The organism is Halosimplex yunnanense (assembly GCF_054504345.1).
Window position 1 is genome coordinate 1 of record NZ_JBTJEL010000036.1, and the last position, 16,899, is coordinate 16,899.

14 protein-coding genes and 1 pseudogene are annotated in these 16,899 nt (G+C 68.9%); 6 read left to right on the forward strand and 9 right to left on the reverse strand.

What is annotated here, in order from left to right:
• Window positions 1-153: 153 nt before the first annotated feature.
• Window positions 154-822, reverse strand: a complete 669-nt coding sequence (locus AB2U09_RS16130) for a CehA/McbA family metallohydrolase (RefSeq protein ID WP_459193763.1) — start codon at window positions 820-822, stop codon at window positions 154-156.
• A gap of 50 nt (window positions 823-872) precedes the next feature.
• Between AB2U09_RS16130 and AB2U09_RS16135 the strand changes: the two genes are divergently transcribed.
• Window positions 873-1,778 carry a diacylglycerol/lipid kinase family protein gene (locus AB2U09_RS16135; RefSeq protein WP_459193764.1) on the forward strand — a complete coding sequence of 302 codons (906 nt, stop codon included), beginning with the start codon at window positions 873-875 and terminating at the stop codon, window positions 1,776-1,778.
• 68 nt (window positions 1,779-1,846) lie between these two features.
• On the forward strand, window positions 1,847-2,452 hold the full coding sequence (locus tag AB2U09_RS16140; protein ID WP_459193765.1) for an NUDIX hydrolase: 606 nt from the start codon (window positions 1,847-1,849) through the stop codon (window positions 2,450-2,452).
• A gap of 48 nt (window positions 2,453-2,500) precedes the next feature.
• Here AB2U09_RS16140 and AB2U09_RS16145 read toward each other — a convergent pair whose 3' ends face one another.
• The 3 genes from AB2U09_RS16145 to AB2U09_RS16155 all read right to left on the reverse strand — a co-directional run bounded on the left by AB2U09_RS16145 (window position 2,501) and on the right by AB2U09_RS16155 (window position 5,732).
• Window positions 2,501-4,267, reverse strand: coding sequence for a sensor histidine kinase (locus AB2U09_RS16145; RefSeq protein WP_459193766.1), 1,767 nt, complete (start codon window positions 4,265-4,267; stop codon window positions 2,501-2,503).
• A 129-nt stretch (window positions 4,268-4,396) separates the two neighbouring features.
• Window positions 4,397-4,693, reverse strand: coding sequence for a DUF7977 family protein (locus AB2U09_RS16150; RefSeq protein WP_459193767.1), 297 nt, complete (start codon window positions 4,691-4,693; stop codon window positions 4,397-4,399).
• A complete protein-coding gene (locus tag AB2U09_RS16155; protein WP_459193768.1) occupies window positions 4,686-5,732 on the reverse strand; it encodes a zinc-binding dehydrogenase in 1,047 nt (348 codons plus the stop codon). The genes AB2U09_RS16150 and AB2U09_RS16155 overlap by 8 nt, the downstream gene beginning before the upstream one ends.
• Window positions 5,733-5,856: 124 nt before the next feature.
• Here AB2U09_RS16155 and AB2U09_RS16160 point away from each other — a divergent pair, with 124 nt between their 5' ends.
• The 3 genes from AB2U09_RS16160 (at window position 5,857) to AB2U09_RS16170 (ending at window position 10,903) form a co-directional block, all read left to right on the forward strand.
• Entirely contained in the window at window positions 5,857-7,233 is a 1,377-nt protein-coding gene (locus tag AB2U09_RS16160) for a MogA/MoaB family molybdenum cofactor biosynthesis protein (RefSeq protein WP_459193769.1), read from the forward strand.
• Between the two features lie 329 nt (window positions 7,234-7,562).
• On the forward strand, window positions 7,563-8,522 hold the full coding sequence (locus AB2U09_RS16165; protein ID WP_459193770.1) for a WD40/YVTN/BNR-like repeat-containing protein: 960 nt from the start codon (window positions 7,563-7,565) through the stop codon (window positions 8,520-8,522).
• 275 nt (window positions 8,523-8,797) lie between these two features.
• A complete protein-coding gene (locus AB2U09_RS16170; protein ID WP_459193771.1) occupies window positions 8,798-10,903 on the forward strand; it encodes a beta-glucosidase in 2,106 nt (701 codons plus the stop codon).
• Between the two features lie 31 nt (window positions 10,904-10,934).
• Here AB2U09_RS16170 and AB2U09_RS16175 read toward each other — a convergent pair whose 3' ends face one another.
• The gene (locus AB2U09_RS16175) at window positions 10,935-11,600 is read right to left on the reverse strand and encodes an HD domain-containing protein (protein WP_459193772.1); all 666 of its coding nucleotides are present in this window, start codon (window positions 11,598-11,600) and stop codon (window positions 10,935-10,937) included.
• Between the two features lie 118 nt (window positions 11,601-11,718).
• Between AB2U09_RS16175 and AB2U09_RS16180 the strand changes: the two genes are divergently transcribed.
• A complete protein-coding gene (locus AB2U09_RS16180; protein ID WP_459193773.1) occupies window positions 11,719-12,426 on the forward strand; it encodes an MBL fold metallo-hydrolase in 708 nt (235 codons plus the stop codon).
• Window positions 12,427-12,457: 31 nt separating this feature from the next.
• Here AB2U09_RS16180 and AB2U09_RS16185 read toward each other — a convergent pair whose 3' ends face one another.
• The 4 genes and pseudogenes from AB2U09_RS16185 to AB2U09_RS16200 all read right to left on the reverse strand — a co-directional run bounded on the left by AB2U09_RS16185 (window position 12,458) and on the right by AB2U09_RS16200 (window position 16,414).
• Window positions 12,458-13,138, reverse strand: coding sequence for a hypothetical protein (locus AB2U09_RS16185; protein WP_459193774.1), 681 nt, complete (start codon window positions 13,136-13,138; stop codon window positions 12,458-12,460).
• A gap of 54 nt (window positions 13,139-13,192) precedes the next feature.
• Window positions 13,193-13,537, reverse strand: coding sequence for a DUF7126 family protein (locus AB2U09_RS16190; RefSeq protein WP_459193775.1), 345 nt, complete (start codon window positions 13,535-13,537; stop codon window positions 13,193-13,195).
• Between the two features lie 85 nt (window positions 13,538-13,622).
• A pseudogene (locus tag AB2U09_RS16195) lies at window positions 13,623-13,772 on the reverse strand (GMP synthase (glutamine-hydrolyzing)); the annotation flags it as partial.
• 8 nt (window positions 13,773-13,780) lie between these two features.
• Window positions 13,781-16,414 carry a fibronectin type III domain-containing protein gene (locus tag AB2U09_RS16200; RefSeq protein WP_459193776.1) on the reverse strand — a complete coding sequence of 878 codons (2,634 nt, stop codon included), beginning with the start codon at window positions 16,412-16,414 and terminating at the stop codon, window positions 13,781-13,783.
• Window positions 16,415-16,899: the final 485 nt, after the last annotated feature.

Genomic DNA, 16,899 nt, shown 5'->3' on the forward strand with positions numbered 1-16,899 from the left:
GAACCGACGCACAACGAGGATTCGTCGATGAGGCTGATCCTCGACGAACGCGTCGGGTGAGCGGCTCGTCGCCGCGAACCGACGCACAACGAGGATTCGTCGATGAGGCTGATCCTCGACGAACGCGTCGGGTGAGGGTTCGGAGACGGCTTTTCAACTCGGGACCGTCCGCTGTGCGAAGTCGCGGACGTCGTGGATCGCGTCGTACATCGGGAGCAACACCCTGTCGGTGAGATACGTCCGCCGGCCGGGCCTGACGCGGCCGTCGCGGATCGCCGCGACGAGACTCTCGGGCGTGAGCTTCTCGGCGTCGACCAGCGTGTGGACGCGCCCGAGTTCGAACGGGAAGTGCGCGTCGCTCCCGCCGACCACTGGGATCCCACGTTCCTCGGCGATAGCGTCGACGTTCGGCTTCCGCTCGGGATGTTTCCCGTTGATCTCGACGGCGTCGAACGGCGCGTCGACTTCCATCACGGTGCTGTCGCGGAACGGGTGGGCGATGATGGCCGCACAGCCGCGGTCGTGGGCGTCTTCGACGACGGCTGCCGGGTGGGGCTTCTGGTCGTGGGTTCGGCGGGGCGGATCGGGCCCCACGACGAGGACGTGTCCGTGCTGGGTCGTCACTTCGATGCCCGGGACGAACACCGGGTCGCCGTTGCGGTACGGGACGGCGTAGTCGTGGTTCGTGAGCGCGAGTCCGTCGAGCCCCCGGTTGCGCGCCGTCGCAGCCATCAGCTTCGCGCCGTAGGGATCGAAGGCCGTCGGAGCACCGCGTGGGTTGTGGAACGGTCGCGTGTGGAGGTGCAGGTCGACGGCGAACACGTGCTAGCAAGGGGCGACACGCGTAAAGACCTGCCGCCCCGTGTACAGACATGCACCGCGTGATGGTCCGGAACCCCGAGAGCGGCAACGGGACGGACGCTGAAACGGCGCGAAAACGCGCCGAGGCGCTCGGGATCGAGGTCCGCCACAGCACCGAGTCGGGCGAGGCTGTCACGCTCTCTCGCGCTGCCGCGGCCGAAGCCGACCAGGTCCTCGCCTGCGGCGGCGACGGGACGGTGAACGAAGTCGTCCGCGGCGTCGACGACGCCGACGCGCTCGACGACGTGGAGATCGGCGTCGTCCCCGCGGGCACCGGCAACAACTTCGCGCTGAACATCGGCGTCGAGACCGTCGAACAGGCGTTCGACGTCGCCACAGAGGGCGACCTCCGGCGGCTGGATCTCGGTGTCGCGGACGACCGGATCTTCGTCAACTCCTGTATGGGCGGGCTGATCGCCCAGGCCAGCGAGGACACAGACGACGGCACGAAGGCCCGCATCGGCTCGCTCGCCTACGCGCTGCAGACGCTGGCGGACGCCAGAGACTACGAGGGGTCCGCCCTCGACATCCGGGTCGGCAAGTCCCACGATCCGCTGTGGACGGGCGAAGCCATCGTCTTGCTCATCGGTAACGGGCGGCGGTTCCTCGGCAGCGGCCGGGGGCAGGCGAACCTCGAAGACGGGAAACTCGAAGCCGTCATCGTCGAGGAAGCGCCGGCGATCGATTACCTCGCCGACGGCGCGCTCGGCCGGTTGCTCGACCGGAACCCGTCGCACGTCACGCGGCTCACCACGGACGAACTCACCGTCGCAGCGATGGACAGACCCATGGAGTTCAGCCTCGACGGGGAGATCGAAGCGCGCCGCGAACTCGACGCGACCGTCCGCGAGGGCGCGATGCAGTTCCGCGTCGGCGAGGCCTACGAACCGGCGCCGCCCGCGTGGCCGGGCCAGTAAACGAGAGCCGACGGGACAGCTCACGTCGAGTCGAAGACTGTTTGAACCCGCTGTCCGTTGTGAGTCCCATGAGTTCGGAGGACGCGGGGGCGTCCGGCGGTCCCGAGGACGCCTCGGGCGCCGGTGCCGACGAAGAGTACCACGAGAACGCCGAGCAGTCGGTGATCGCCGTCGACGAGAACGACGAGGAGCAGGGACTGGTCAACCGACTCGACGCCCACACCGGCGACGGACGCCGCCACCGGGCGTTCACCTCGCTGCTGTTCGACGAGGACGACCGCATCCTGCTCGCCCAGCGCAGCCCGAAAAAGCGCCTCTGGGACACCTACTGGGACGGCACGGTCGCCTCCCACCCGGTGCAGGGCCAGACGCAGATCGAGGCGACCCGCCAGCGCCTCGAAGAGGAACTGGGCGTCACGCCCGACCAGTACGACGACCTCCGCGTGACCGACCGCTTCGAGTACAAGCGCTACTACATGGACGAGGGCGTCGAACACGAGGTCTGCGCGGTGCTGAAGGCGACGCTGCTGGACACGTCGCTCGACCCCGACCCCGAGGAAGTCGGCGGCATCATGTGGGTACCGTACGAGCGCCTCTACGAGCACCCGCGGTGGTACCGCCAACTGCGACTCTGCCCCTGGTTCGAGATCGCGATGCGCCGCGACTTCGAGTGAGTCGGCGGCCCGATTCTGGCCGAAAAATCCCTTCTGTGACGCCGATCCTCAGTCGTCAGCGCTCAGTCCGTGCGAACGCTCCGTCTCCGCCGCGGAGTCGTCCGCGGATCGGTCGGCGGACCCGAACCCGCCCTCGGCGTCCGCGTCGGGCAGCGTGACGACGACGGCGGTCCCGTCGTCGGTCTCGGCGAACTCGATGTCGCCGCCGCACTCGTGGACGACCCAGTTGACCAGCCAGAGGCCGACGCCGCTACCGTGTTCGAGCGGGGTCTCCCGCTCTTCCTCGATGACGACGCGCTCCTGTCGGTCGATCCCCGGGCCGTCGTCTTCGACGCGGACCGTCGCGAACCTGCCGTCGGTCCGAGTGGCGGTCACGTCCACGGTCGGGCTGTCGCCGCCGTGTTCGGCGGCGTTCTCGAGGAGTTCCTCGAACGCCCGCTCCAGCGATGGGCCGCCGACGACGGTCAGTTCGTCGGGGACGCGGATATCGACCGTCACTCCCTGATACCGACCTTCGATGACCTCGGCGAGTTCCTCCAGTCGGGCCGCCGCGTCGAGCGTCCCATCACAGTCGCGGTCGAGCGCCCGCGAGACCTGTCCGATCTTCTCGCTGCGGGCGGAGACGGTGTCGACCGTCCCCTCGATGCGGTCGATCCGCCGTTCGACGTCGGGGTCGAGTCGGTCCACGTCCCGGCGGAGCAGTTCGGCGTTGCCGCGGACGACGTTCAACTCGTTGCGGAGATTGTGCCGGAGGACGCGGTTGAGCACGTCGAGGCGCTGTTCGTGCTGGCGGCGACCGGTCACGTCGCGGATGCTGACGACGCGGCCGGCGAGGCCGCCGTAACTCCGGTACAGCGGCGAGACGCGCACGTCGTAGTAGCGGCGGCCGTCGGCGCCGTCGAGCGTGAGTTCGGCCTGTCCCGACTCGGGGGCGTCGATGACGTCGGCGAGTTCGCCGGCGACCCGCTCGAGCGGCGCGCCCACGACCGCGTCGGGGTCGACGTCGAGCAGGCGGACGGCGGCGGGGTTGACGTCGACGATCCGGTCGTCGTCGTTGAGGATGACGATCCGGTCGTCCATCTCGTCGATGACGGCTTCCCGGCCGAGCTGTCGCGTCGCGGGCGTGATCGAGAGGAGTCGCCCGCGGAAGAGCACGGCGGTCATGACGAGGCCCGTGAAGACGAACCCCATACCGCTGACGTCGTACTGCTCCGGGAAGGCGCCGTAGACGGTGAGGACGGCTGTAGCGACGGAAACGAAGACCGCGGCGATGAGTGCGGTCCCCTGGCTGCGGAAGAAGCCGTCCGTCCTGACGGTCACCCGGAGCAGTTCCAGACAGCCGACGGCGGCGAGCAGCAGCGAGTAGGAGAAGTGCGCGAACATGGCGAGGCCGAGTTCGGTGACGAGGACGGGCGACCCGCCGGCGAAGGAGATGTAGCGGTCCGTCCAGACGAGCGCGTGGTCGGCGTTGGTCCAGACGAGTACGCCGAATACGACCGGTTCGACGAGCATTATCGCGAGCGTTCGGCCGCGCACGGCGCGGTCGCTCTCGGCGTAGATCAGGACCGTGGCCAGCCAGGTCAGCGGGAGCGCCGTCGAGACGGTCGCCGCGACGTTCGTCCAGAAGAGCTTGGCCTCGAGTCCCGGCGACGCGAGCGAGACGCCCTGCGCGAGCGAGAAGACGCTGCCGGCGACGACGAACGCCGCGAGCGGCTTCGCCCCCGGCGCGTCGCGGAACGTCCAGACGAATGCGGCGACGCCGCTTCCCAGGATTGCCCCGAGCAACAGGAGCGGCGTGAGCGTCGACGTCGCCATCGGTGTGGCCGGGAGTTGTTGATGCCCCGAAATAAGTCTACGTGGCCGGCTATCAGAATTGGATCGACGGGCGTGTCGGCGTGGGTCCCGCCGAGTCGGTCCGTGAGGCGCTCGATGGCTCGTTCGGGGTCACTGCCGGCGGTTGGCCACGGCGGTCCACGCGCCGATGGCGCCCAGGAACAGGGCCGGAATGAGCGGCAGCGTGAGGTAGGCGTCGCGCCATCCGAGCGGGAGCGATTCGAGGACGCCGTCGGCGGCCGGGAGCGCGATGATCGACCAGGGGATCACGATGAGCGTGACGACCAGCGTCAGGACGAGCAGCCAGCCACGTGCGCCGAACTCTTTGTCCTCCGGGTCGGGCACGTCGTAGCCCGCCGTGTCGGGGTTCACCTGGACCGTCTTGCCGTCGTCGGTCGCGTCACTCATCGTACTCACTGTCCGGGACGACGACGACCTTTCCGAAGCCCTCGCGGGATTCGAGCAGTTCGTGTGCGCGGGCGGTCTCGCTCATCGGCAGTCGCTCGCGGACGCGCACCTCGAAGGTATCGTCCCACACCTTCGCGAGCGCGTCGTCGAGTTCACCGGGCGTCGCCATCGTCGAGCCGAGGACGGATAGCTGGTTCCAGAACAGCCGGTTGACGTTCGTCTGCGGGCGGGCGCCGTCGGTCGCGCCGCAGGTGACCAGCCGGCCGCCCTTGGCGAGGGTCTTCAGCGAGTCGTCCCACGTCTCCCCGGCGACGTGGTCGGCGACGACGTCGACCCCGCGGCCGTCGGTCAGCTCACGGATCTCCTCGGCGAAGTCGACTTCCTCGTAGTTGATCGCGTGGTCGGCACCGATCTCCCGGGCGAACTCGAGTTTCTCCTCGGTGCTGGCGGTGGCGAACACTTCCGCGCCCGCGAAGTCGGCGATCTGGACGGCGGCGTGGCCGACGCCGCCCGACGCGCCGAGGACGAGGACGGACTCGCCGGCGCGGAGGTCGGCGCGCGTCAGGAGCATCCGCCACGCGGTCCCGAAGACCAGCGGCGCGGCGGCGGCGGTCGCCCAGTCGACGCCCTCGGGGACGGCGACGAGGTTGTCCTCCGGGACGGCGGCGTACTCGGCGTGGACGCCGGGGACGTGCTCGCCGATGATGTGGTAGTCGACGCACTGGGAGGGCTCGCCGTCGCGGCAGAACTCGCAGTCGCCGCAACTGACACCCGCGGAGACGGCGACGCGGTCGCCGGGTTCGAACCGCGTCACGCCCTCGCCGACCGACTCGACGACCCCGGCGGCGTCGCTCCCGGGGACGTGCGGGAGGTCGAGGTCCACGCCGGGGAGACCGCGGCGCGTCCACACGTCGAGGTGGTTCAACGCGCCCGCCTTCACGTCGACGAGCACCTCGCCGCGTCCCGCGGAGGGGTCGGGCCGCTCGGCGTACTCGACGACGCCGCGGTCGCCGTGGTCCGCGAACTGGACAGCGTGCATGCCTCGAACCACTGGCGCAGCGTGCAAAACTGTGGCGAACGCTGTCGGTGGACGCCGACCGCATCGCCCGGCGGGACCCGGCGGGCATGCTGGCCTTTTTGGTCCGCTGACGGGTATCGATCCCATGGTCGATTTCCAGTCCCGCGACACCAGCAGGGGGTACGGTGACGACGAGGACGACGAGGACGAGGAGACACCGGACTCCGCGCCGGACGAGTCCACCGAGGGGGCCGACGGACAGGGGGACGCCGACGAACAGGCACCACCGGACGAACAGGGGCAAGCGGACGAGCAAGCGGGGGACGGCGTCGAATCCGGAGAGCCAGCGGTAGGCGACGCGACCGACGAGGTCGACATCGACGACTCGGCGACCGCTCCGGAGTCGGGGGGTTCACCGGTCGGAGACACCGAAGCGGAGCGCTCCGGGACGGACGACGGCCCGGCAGCGCCGGATTCGGACCCGCTCGCGCCGTCAGAGGGGGATGGCGGCGACGACCCCGGCGCTGCCGCACGGGTCGAATCGGGCACCGACCCGCTCGCCCCGTCGAGTTCCGATCCCGGTCCGTCGGACGAGTCCGAGGACAGCGACGCCGACCCGCTCGCGGACGATACCGACGCCGACCCGCTTGCAGACGATACCGACGCCGACCCACTCGCGGACGCCGGAGAGACAGATTCCGAGTCGGCGAGTGCGACCGGCGGGAGTTCCGCCGCGGCGAGGTCGGACTCCGCCGAGGCCGCGGAGCGCCGCGAGCAAGACCAGCAGGATCATCCCGCAGAACACGGCCACGATACCGGGTCACGTGGGGAGACACACGACGCGGGGCACGCCCAGACGACGGAAGACAGCCACGGGCAGTCACCCGCGGCCGAACAGGACCACGGACAGTCCCACGCAACCGAGCAGGACCACGGGCAGGCTCACACTGCCGAACGCGACCGCGCCGAGACGAATACGCACGGCCACGGCCGCATTCAGCAGGCGGGTGCCCACGACCACGAGCACACGCACGCGGCGGACGTCGACCTTCTCGGCGTCGCCGTCGTGACGGTGTCGTCTACGCGCACGCGGGAAGACGACCCGAGCGGTGACGTCGTCGAGGCGGCCATCGAGGCGACCGAACACGAGGTCGTCACCCGGGAGATCCTCCGGGACGACCTCGACGGCGTCCAGAACGCCCTGTTGCACCTTACCGGTCGCGACGACGTGGACGTGGTCGTCACGACCGGCGGGACGGGAGTCACGCCCGACGACGTGACCGTCGAGGCGGCCCGCCCGCTCTTCGACCGCGAACTCCCGGGCTTCGGCGAGCTGTTCCGGATCCTCTCCTACGAGGAGGTCGGGACGCGGGCCATCGCCTCGCGAGCGACCGCTGGGATGGTCGAAGGCGTCGCCGTGTTCTGCCTGCCCGGCAGCGAGGCCGCCGCCAGACTGGGCACCGAGGAACTGATCGTCGAGGAGATGGCCCACCTCGTCTCGCTGGCGCGCCGCGACGACTGAACGCTGCCGTCGGTTCCTGAAGGCCGGCCGGCTCCGTTCCGAGCGCCGCCCGCCATCGATACCCCAATAATCGGGTAGTCGATCCGGGCAAGGGGGCGAACGTATTCGGCACGCACCCCACCGCTGTCCGGCGGTTCGTTTTACCACTTCAACCTTTCGGCGTTTTACGTCGGTTAATCCGGATTGGCCGTCGTGTTACTTCTATGTCGAATCCGTCGTTTCGGCAGATGGACACAGCAGAATTTCGGCGTTTCAGGCCGTAAAACGGCGTTAAATCTGTCCAAACGCTTGTCCCAATTAAGTGCAAGCCGTCGCATCGACCGGATGCAATGTCCGAACGCAACGCGACCCGACGAAGCGTGCTGAAAGCGACTGGCGCAGCGCTCGGTGCGGCGGCCCTCCCTTCGGTCGCGTCTGCGGCCGAAACCGACTCGGAGTGGACCGCGGTCAAGTCACCCGTCGGCGGAACGCTCTCCGACGTCGAGGAGACGTCCGCCGGCGCGTACGCTGTGGGAGACGCCGGCGTGGTCCTCGAGCGGACGGCGAAGGGATGGAAGAAGATCCTCGACGGCGGTCCGACGGGCAACGGCAACAACCTCTACGGCGCGGACGTGACCGACGACGGCAAGCGCCTCTGGTTCGTCGGTTCCTCGGGCTCCATCGGCGAGTACGACGTGACGACGGGCAACCTGAACGACCACTCCGCGCCGATGGACGTGACGAACAACTTCAACGACGTGGCCGTCACGGGCGAAGCGGGCGAGGCCAACGTCTACGTCGCCGGCGACTCCGGGAAGCTGTACTACAGCTTCGAGAACGGCGCCGGCCAGACGTGGGACTACGTCACGCCCGGATCGGGCTCGGCAATCAACGCCGTCGACTTCTACGACGACCGCAAGGGCCACATCGTCGACGGCAACAAGTCCGTCTTCCACACGCAGGACGGCTCGACGTGGGACAAGGTCGGTCTCGCCGACGCCAACGTCAACTTCTACGGCGTCGACTCCGACGGCGCCGACGACGTCTGGGTATCCGGCGGCGGCGGGATGATCTTCCACTGGGACGGCGTCGAGTGGACGCCCACCGACACCGGCGACGCGGGCCTGCGCGACGTCGAAGTCGACGGTGACGACGGTCTCACCGTCGGCGGCGGCGGCAACGTCTACGACCGCGAGAGCGAGGAGTGGAAGCCCCAGACCACTCCGGCCGGCCAGAACCTGAAGGCCGTCCTCCTGCGGAGCGACCCCGAAATCGCCGTCGGCTCCGGCGGCGCCATCCTCGAACACTGATCCGCCTCACGTAGACGGGCGTCGTTCGGCCGCTCCTCCCCACCCCTCCCTATCCCTCCGTCGAAGACCGACCCCCGAATTCGCCGCGGAACCGCTCTCCCCATTCTCCCACCCTACCCTCCACTCCGTCCCACTCCGCCCCCTCACTCCGCACCGTTCCACCCCTTTTTCCCCTGTCTCCTCGATCCCCGTCTCCATTTCCTGTACGCAACGACTCTCGGCGGAGACGGAGGCCGGCGCAACGGTTAAGACCGTGCTGACTGAACGTCCAATCAATGACCTCGAAGCGAGTCAGCGACCTGCTCGACGGCCTCACGCTCGACGAGAAGGTTTCGCTCACCCACGGCGCGGCCGATACGGACGGGACGGCGACGGGCTTCGTCCCCGGAATCGAGCGACTCGACCTCCCGGCGGTCAGGCTCTCGGACGGTCCGCTCGGCGTCCGAACGGACGAGCCGGCGACGGCGTTCCCGGCGCCGATGGCGCTGGCGGCGTCGTTCGATACCGACCTCGCCCGCGAGTTCGGCGCGGCGCTCGGCCGCGAGGCGACCGCACGGAATCAGGACGTGCTCCTCGGACCGGGGCTCAACCTCGTCCGGGTGCCCCACTGCGGGCGCAACTTCGAGTACTACGCCGAGGACCCCGTCGTCACCGGCCGGTTCGCGGCCGGCGTCGTCGAGGGGATCGAGTCCGAAGACGTGATCGCGACGCCGAAGCACTTCGCCGCGAACAACCAGGAGACGGCCCGCGCCTCGGTCAGCGCCGAGGTCGACGAGCGCGTCCTCCGGGAACTGTACCTCCCGGGCTTCCGCGACGCGGTCGAGGCGGGCGCCGGCGCCGTGATGTCGGCGTACAACCGCGTCAACGGGACCTACATGAGCGAACACGAGCACCTGCTGACCGAGGTACTCAAAGAGGAGTGGGGTTTCGACGGGGCCGTGATGTCCGACTGGTTCGGGACCGAAAGCGTCGTCGACGCCGCCAACGGCGGCCTCGACCTGCAGATGCCCGGCATCTCCGCCCGGGAGCTGTTCGAGTCGATGGGGATGCCCGGCGACGAGTTCGACCCCAGCGGCTTCGACTACGCCGACGGGATGCCCGATCCCCGGAGCGGCGGCCTGTTCCGCGAGGACCTCGCCGACGCCGTCGAGGCCGGCGACGTGCCCGAGTCGCGGCTCGACGACATGGTCGAGCGGTTCCTGACCCAGCTGGATCGACACGGGCTGCTGGGCGGAACTCGCGACGACGAGGGCGCAATCGACACGCCGGAACACCGGGAACTGGCCGAGCGGATCGCCGTCCGCGGGACCGTCCTGCTGGAGAACGACGGCGCTCTGCCGCTCGAAGACGACGCGGATATTGCGGTGATCGGCCCGAACGTCGACGACGCCATCACCGGCGGTGGTGGTTCCTCGGAGACGACGCCGTTCACGGAGACGACCCCCGTCGAGGGGATCGAGGCCCGCGCGGACGGAGACGTCTCGGTCGCCCACGGCGCCCCGCGGATCGAGGACATCTCGCTGTTCGACGGGTTCGGCGGCGGTGAGGACACTGAAGACGAAGGTCCCGACGTGTCGATGGACGACGCCGTCGCGGCCGCCGAAGACGCCGACGTCGCGGTCGTCTTCGTCCGCGACCAGGCCACCGAAGCCGCGGACCGGGAGACGCTCGCGCTCCCCGGCGAGCAGGACGAACTGATCGAGGCGGTCGCCGCGGCGAACGACCGCACGGTCGTCGTGCTCAACACGAGCGGGCCGGTCGAGACGCCCTGGCGCGAGGACGTGGCGGCGGTCGTCGCGGGCTGGTACCCCGGGCAGGCCCACGGCGACGCCGCCGCGGCCGTCCTCTACGGCGACAGCGACCCCGGCGGGCGGCTCCCCGTCACCTTCGCACCCGAAGAGGAGTACCCGGCCAACACCGAGCGGCGGTTCCCCGGCGTCGACGGTGAAGTCCACTACGAGGAGGGACTGCTCGTCGGCTACCGCCACTTCGACGCGACCGACGCCGACCCGACGTACCCGTTCGGGCACGGTCAGTCCTACACCGAATTCGAGTACAGCGACGCCGAGGCCGTCGACGAGGCGACGGTCGAAGTCACCGTCGAGAACACGGGCGAGCGATCGGGTCGAGAGGTCGTACAGGCGTACGTCGACTCCCCGGAGGCGCCGGACGACCTCGATCGCCCACCGCGGGAACTCGGTGGTTTCGTCGCACTCGCGCTCGACCCCGGCGAGTCCCGCCGAGTCGCCGTCGACCTCGACGAGCGGGCGTTCGGCCGGTACGACGAGTCCGACGGCTGGACGGTCGACGCGGGCGAGCACGTCGTCTCCGTGGGTCGCTCCTCGCGGGACCTCCGACTGGACGCGACGATCGAGCGATAGCGGGGTCGTGTGGCGCACCGATCGAACGGGTCTACTTCTCTCCGCGCCACTCCGCTTCGAACCGCTCGACGAACTCCTCGACGAAGGACGCACGCTCGGCGGCGAGTTCGCGCCCGGCGTCGGTCTCCATCGCGTCGGGCAGGCGCAGCAGTTTCTCGCGGGCGTGCTGGATCACCGTGTTGTCGCGGCCGCTCCGGTCGTACGTCTCGCGCACCTCGCGGTCGGGGTCGTACATCCCCTGACCGTGGTGAGCACCGAAGGTGAACGCCCGCCCGATCCCGACCGCGCCGAGCGCGTCGAGGTTGTCAGCGTCCCGCAGGACCCGCTCCTCGGCAGTCGGGACGTGGTCGAGGTCGGTCGTCTCGGCGAAGTCGTACTCTTCGTGGTGAGCGACGCAGTGACAGACCGCCTCCCGCGAGTCTTCCGGGAAGTCGGCGGCGGCGAGGATCTCCCGGACCGCGGAGAGCGTCTCGCGCGGGTGGGTGAACCCGTCGCCGCGTAGCCGGTGCAGGTCGTGGACCAGCGCAGCGGCGCCGACGACGGCGAAATTCGCGCTCTCGCGCTCGGCGAGGCGACGGCCCAGTCGATAGACGCGCCAGGCGTGAGCCATGTCGTGGCCGGTGTCGTCGCCGTCGAAGTGCTCGCGTGCCTCGTCGGCGACTCGCTCGTGGACCGGCTGAGTGTCGTCCGCTCGCATGGGGGACCGGGCGCGGCGGTCGCGCAAAAATATGCTGGTGGTCGGTAGGCCGACCCGGTGGCGCTCCGGTCTGTCGGTCCCACGACGGTTTATCCGTGTTCCGGTCGAACCAGATCACATGGTCACGCAACTGCGCGAGGGTGTCTGGTGGATCGATCTGCGCGGGACCAACGCCTACCTCGTCGACGACGGCGGCGATCTGACGCTCGTCGACGCCGGAATGCCGTGGCAGGGCGGCGACGTGGTCACCGCCGTCGCCGAGGCGGGGTTCGCCCTCGACGACCTCGACCGGGTGTTCGTCACGCACTTCGACGTCGACCACGTCGGCGGCCTCGCCCGCTTCGACGGGCTCGACGTGCCCATCTACGTCGGCCAGCGCGACGCCGGGCTGGTCGCCGGTCGCACCAGCCCACCGCTCAGGTTCCCCAAAGGCGGGTTCCAGCGCGCGATGGGGCTGCTGTACACGCCGCCGGACAACGACGTCGTCCCGCTCGCCGACGGCGACACCGTCGGGAGTTTCACCGCGTACGAGACGCCGGGTCACACGCCGGGCCACGTCGCCTACGTCAGCGAGGAACTGGGTGTCGCGCTGCTCGGCGACCTCGCGATGGAGTCCGACGGGGAGTTGCGACCGTCGCCGTGGTTCCTGTCCAGCGACACCGACCACAACCGCGCGAGCGTTCGGCGCCTCGCCGACGAGTCCCCCAATTTCGAGGTGGCTGCCATCGGCCACGGCGTTCCGTTCGAACGCGGCGGAGCGGACCGGTTCGCCGACCTCGCCGCCAGCCTCGGTCACGCCCGAGAATCCGCGCCGGTTCGGCAGTGACGAGGAGGGACTCGCGGGAGACGGGTCGGCGTCACAACCCGGTATCGCCCATGTCGCCGGCCCCGTCGCTCCCGACGTTGCTCTCGGCGCCGCCCTCGTTGGAGGCGTGGCCCGGCGAGTGGCGGGCGGAGCCGCCGGTGAAGTCGGCGCTGCCGCTCCCGCCCCCGCCGGGGAAGTTCCCGTTCTCGAAGTCGGCGGCAGTGACGCCGGAGGGCCGCGAATCGCTCGGACGGGAAACTTCGGGGCGTTCGGGTCGCTCCGTGTCGCCGTAGGCCGCCGTCAGCTCGGAGTCGGTCACCACCGCCGAGCGGGGGAGCGGTTCCTCGTCGGGCCAGCGCCGCCACGCGACGCGTTCGCGCTGTAGTTCCGTCAGGGCAGCATCGTCGTCCATCGCCTCGACACGCTCGTGCGGGCCCGGAACGCGCCCGTCGAGCGCCCGCTCCACCCCGTCGGTGTCGGCGACGTGGCGCAGTCTGACGGTCGGCTCGCCCGACCGGATCAGGTCGTAACTCGCCGCGCCGAGCAGCCGGTCGAGTCGTCCGTCGCGGCGGAGGACGAGGTCGATCTCCTCGTACGCGACGGTCTTCGATCCCCGGAAGAGGCTACCGAGCCCGCCGGAGTCGTACTCCAGCCGGTCGCGGTAGACGCGCACTTCCGACCGCGCTCCCGGGAGGGCACCGGCGAACCGCTCGATCGGGGACGGATCAGTCATCGTTCCAACTATTCTGCGAGTGGCTAAAAGCTTCGTGGAGAACCGCCCCGGGGCTCAGTCGTCGGCGTCGGCGTCGGCGCCGTTCGCCAGTTCGTCGGCGACGGTCTCGACGTCGAACAGCGCGGGGTCCATCCCGAGGACCTGCTGGCCGCTGACGAACTCCGGCAGGGAGTCGTCGGTGTACGTGACGACCCGGACGTCGGGGTTGAGGTCTCTGGCGACGACGATCGAGGTCGCCTGGCCGACGTCGGTCAGGACGAAGAGATCCGCGTCGTGGACGCCGGCGTCTTCGAGGGCCGGCCGGTCGGCGACGCCGTCGACGACGGCCACCGTCGCCCCGCGCTCGCGCAACTCGTCGGCCAGCCCTTCCGTGTCGCTCCCCGCGAAAACTGCGTTCATACCGACACCGACGATACCCGGGGGCTTGTGTCTCACGTTTCGGGCGTCGCCACCCCGGCAAACGAAATCCGAACGCCGCCCGGGACTCGTACTCGAAGGCCGCCGGCGGCTTGTGGGTCACGTCGTAGAGAACTCGTGCGCCGTTCTCGGTTTCGCCGGCGATTCGCAACTGGATCCGCTGGAGGGTGTCCCAGTCGACGTCCTGTGCGCGGGCGGTCGTGTCGTCGCCACTCTCGATCTCGTTCAACTGATCGTGACGGTCACCTCGTCGGTGGAGGTGTTCCCCTCGTTGTCGGTCGCCGTGAGCGTGACGGTGTAGGTGCCGGCGGACTGGTAGCGCTCGTCGGTGTACCAGCCGCTGCCGGTGCTACCGTTGCCGAGGTCCCACTGGAGGTCGGTGATCCAGGTGTCCGAACCGGTCTCCTCGGTGACCCTGAACTGGACGAGGTCGCCTGTGCTGGCCGACGTGGTACTGGGGTCGATCGTGGCGATCGGGTCGCTACCGCCGCCGTCGGCGTCGGTGGTGACGGAGACGGTGGCCTGGTCGGACTCGTTTCCGGCGCCGTCGACCGCGGAGACGCCGATGGCGTATTCGGTGTCGGCGGAGAGCCCGGAGACGGTCGCGGACGTGGTGTCAGCCGCGACGGACTGGTCCCGGGAGCCGTCGACGTAGACGTTGTAGGTGTCGAGGCCGGAGCCGCCGTCGTCCGTCGAGCCGTCCCACGAGATGTCGACCGAGGAAGCCGTCGTCTCGTCGGTCGAAAGGTTCGAGGGGGCCGTCGGTGCCTCGGTGTCGCTCGACGTCTGGGTCGTCGCAGTGACGGTCGCCTGGTCGGACTCGTTGCCGGCGCTGTCGACCGCGGAGACGCCCAGCGTGTACTGGGTCTCGGCGCTGAGGCCAGTGACGGTGGTGCCGGTCGAGTCGGCCGAGACGGTGTGGTCGAGGCTGTCGTCGACGTAGACGTTGTAGGCGTCGATACCGGAGCCGCCGTCGTCCGTCGAGCCGTCCCAGCTGAGGTCGACTGACGAGGCCGTCGTCCCGTCGACACTGACGTTCGAGGGCGTCGTCGGTGCGGTCTCGTCTCCATCGCCACCGTCGTCGGAGTCCAACACGCGGATCGCACTCACCTTCGCGTTGTCGGCACTCGCGGTGAACTCGATCGTCAGCGAGCCATCGGAGACGGTGACGCCCTCGATGGTCTCGACCAGTGCCGTGTCGTGGCCGACCTCCGCGTAGAGGTCCAGTCCCGAGATCTGCTGGGTGCCCTCGACGGCAACGTCGAACGATCGCTCGCCCGTGCTGTTCCAGTAAATCTCCGCGAACTGCAACTGCACCGTGTAGCTCCCGTTCGGCACCGAGAGGTCGTAGGTGAGCGACTCTCCGTAGCGTTCGGTCTGGTACAGGGTATCGTCGCTCGTGCCCTCGATGGCGTCACCGGTCGAATTCGTGTCGCCCTCCGTCAGCGGGTCCGCCTCGTAGGTGATCCCCCCGGACGCGTAACTGTCTCCGCCCGCGTTGATCGCCGTCACGACCGACCCGCCCGTCGTCGTGACCGTCGTGCTCGCGGGATCGGACGTGTTGCCCACGCCGTCGACGGCCGTGACGCTCACCTCGTAGCTCGTCCCCGGCGCGAGACCCGAAACCGTCGTGCTCGTCGTTCCCGCGGGCACCTCGGTGTGAGATGACCCGTCGACGGAGACCACGTAGTGGTCCAGACCGGCCTCGCCGTTGTCGGTCGAAGCCCCCCACGACAGGTCGACCGTCGTCTGCGTCTCGTCCGACGCGGAGAGGTTCCCCGGCGTCGTCGGTGGCTGGTCGTCCTGGATGCCTTCCGTCACCCCCCACTCGAGACGCCGTGCGAAGTCCGCGAAGTACTCGTCGGCGAACCGACCGACGCTACTCGCCGACCCGTCCGTCCAGTAGTCGGAACCGTGGTCCGTCGGCTGCCAGCTACCGCCCCAGGACGCGCCCGTCGGATCGGACGGATCGCCGTGCAACAACAGCGCGTACGTGAAGAAGTCACCCGTCTGCCAGCAGCCCGTATCGTTACAGCAGGGGGTGATCGTCTCCCAGTAGTCGCCGAACGCCCCGACACCGTGGACGTTGTTCTCCATGTACTCGCAGGTGTCCACGTTCGTACTGGTCCACGTTCCGACGTACGCGTCGTCGCTCTCGACCCACCAGAGGTCGGGGTGTTCGTTGTAGACGTAGTCCCGTGCGTTGGGATCCTGCTCGGTGTTCCAGGAGCCGACCGAGTGGACCCGGATCGAGTCCGTGATCGAGGGATCCTCGTGAAGCGCCTGAGCGACTTCGGTCATCGATCCGCCGACGCACACGTACAGCGGGTCCTCGCTGTCGGCGTTCGCACGGTCGATGATACGCTGGGCAGTCTCGCTGACGCCCGACGGCGTCGACCCGGACTGGGTACTCGACGCGCCCGAATAGACGAGGCTACGAAGCTCGTCCGGCGTAGGGTAGTCCGAGTGAGTGACGTAGTTCTCGTAGTGCTCCGCGTACATGTCGATCTGACTGTTGATCTCGCTCGTACTCCCGAGGGGCTGGGTGGAGCAGATGCCCTCGACGCGCAGGTAGTCCACGTACTGCAGGAAGTGGATCAACCCCTGCTGGTTGTCACCCTCGCCACCGAAGTCGTTCAGGTAGAGGCACCGCGGTCCTTCGGAGTTCGCCGGCACTCTGTACCCGTCCTGTGTCGTCTGGCCGGTCACCGCCGACGTTCCAACCGCCAGCATCCCCGCTCCCGCGCCGACGGCCTTCAGCGCCTCCCGCCGCGAGATCGATCGTTCGTCCGTCGCTCTAGTCCCCTCGTCGGTCGACGTGGTCCTCCCACGCCGCCCCCCAAGATGTTTACCGTACATCAAATATAGCCATTATGTTACATAATTATAAAATTGTTCGATAGTATTTGTGATATATATCGGCACCGATTGGCTGGGTGTGGGGACAAAGAGCAGACTAGTCGGGGAGTAAATCCTCGTACGGCCAGAACGGAATCGCAGGGCGCGGGGAAAACTAGCCGCTGTCTTCGAACGAGCCAGTTCGGGCGTGACGCGCTGTACATGGTAGTCTTCGACGACGGCAACGAATACGGCATCGCCGTGGAACAGATTGTCCCCGAGAACACGAGTTGTCGGCTCTCAAACTACGGATTCGCGCACCGTGGGCGTGCGCGTGAACAGCGGGACGCTGACGGTGAACGGTGGCTATCCTCCTTGCTTAGCGGCGGACAGAACGTGAGTCCACGTTGAATCCCACCGCCAAAGCGATGGGTCGCTCGAAGTTCTCACCCGGTTCGAGTCCCTCGAAGAGCGTCACGACGTCGGCCGGGTCGATCGAGCCTCGG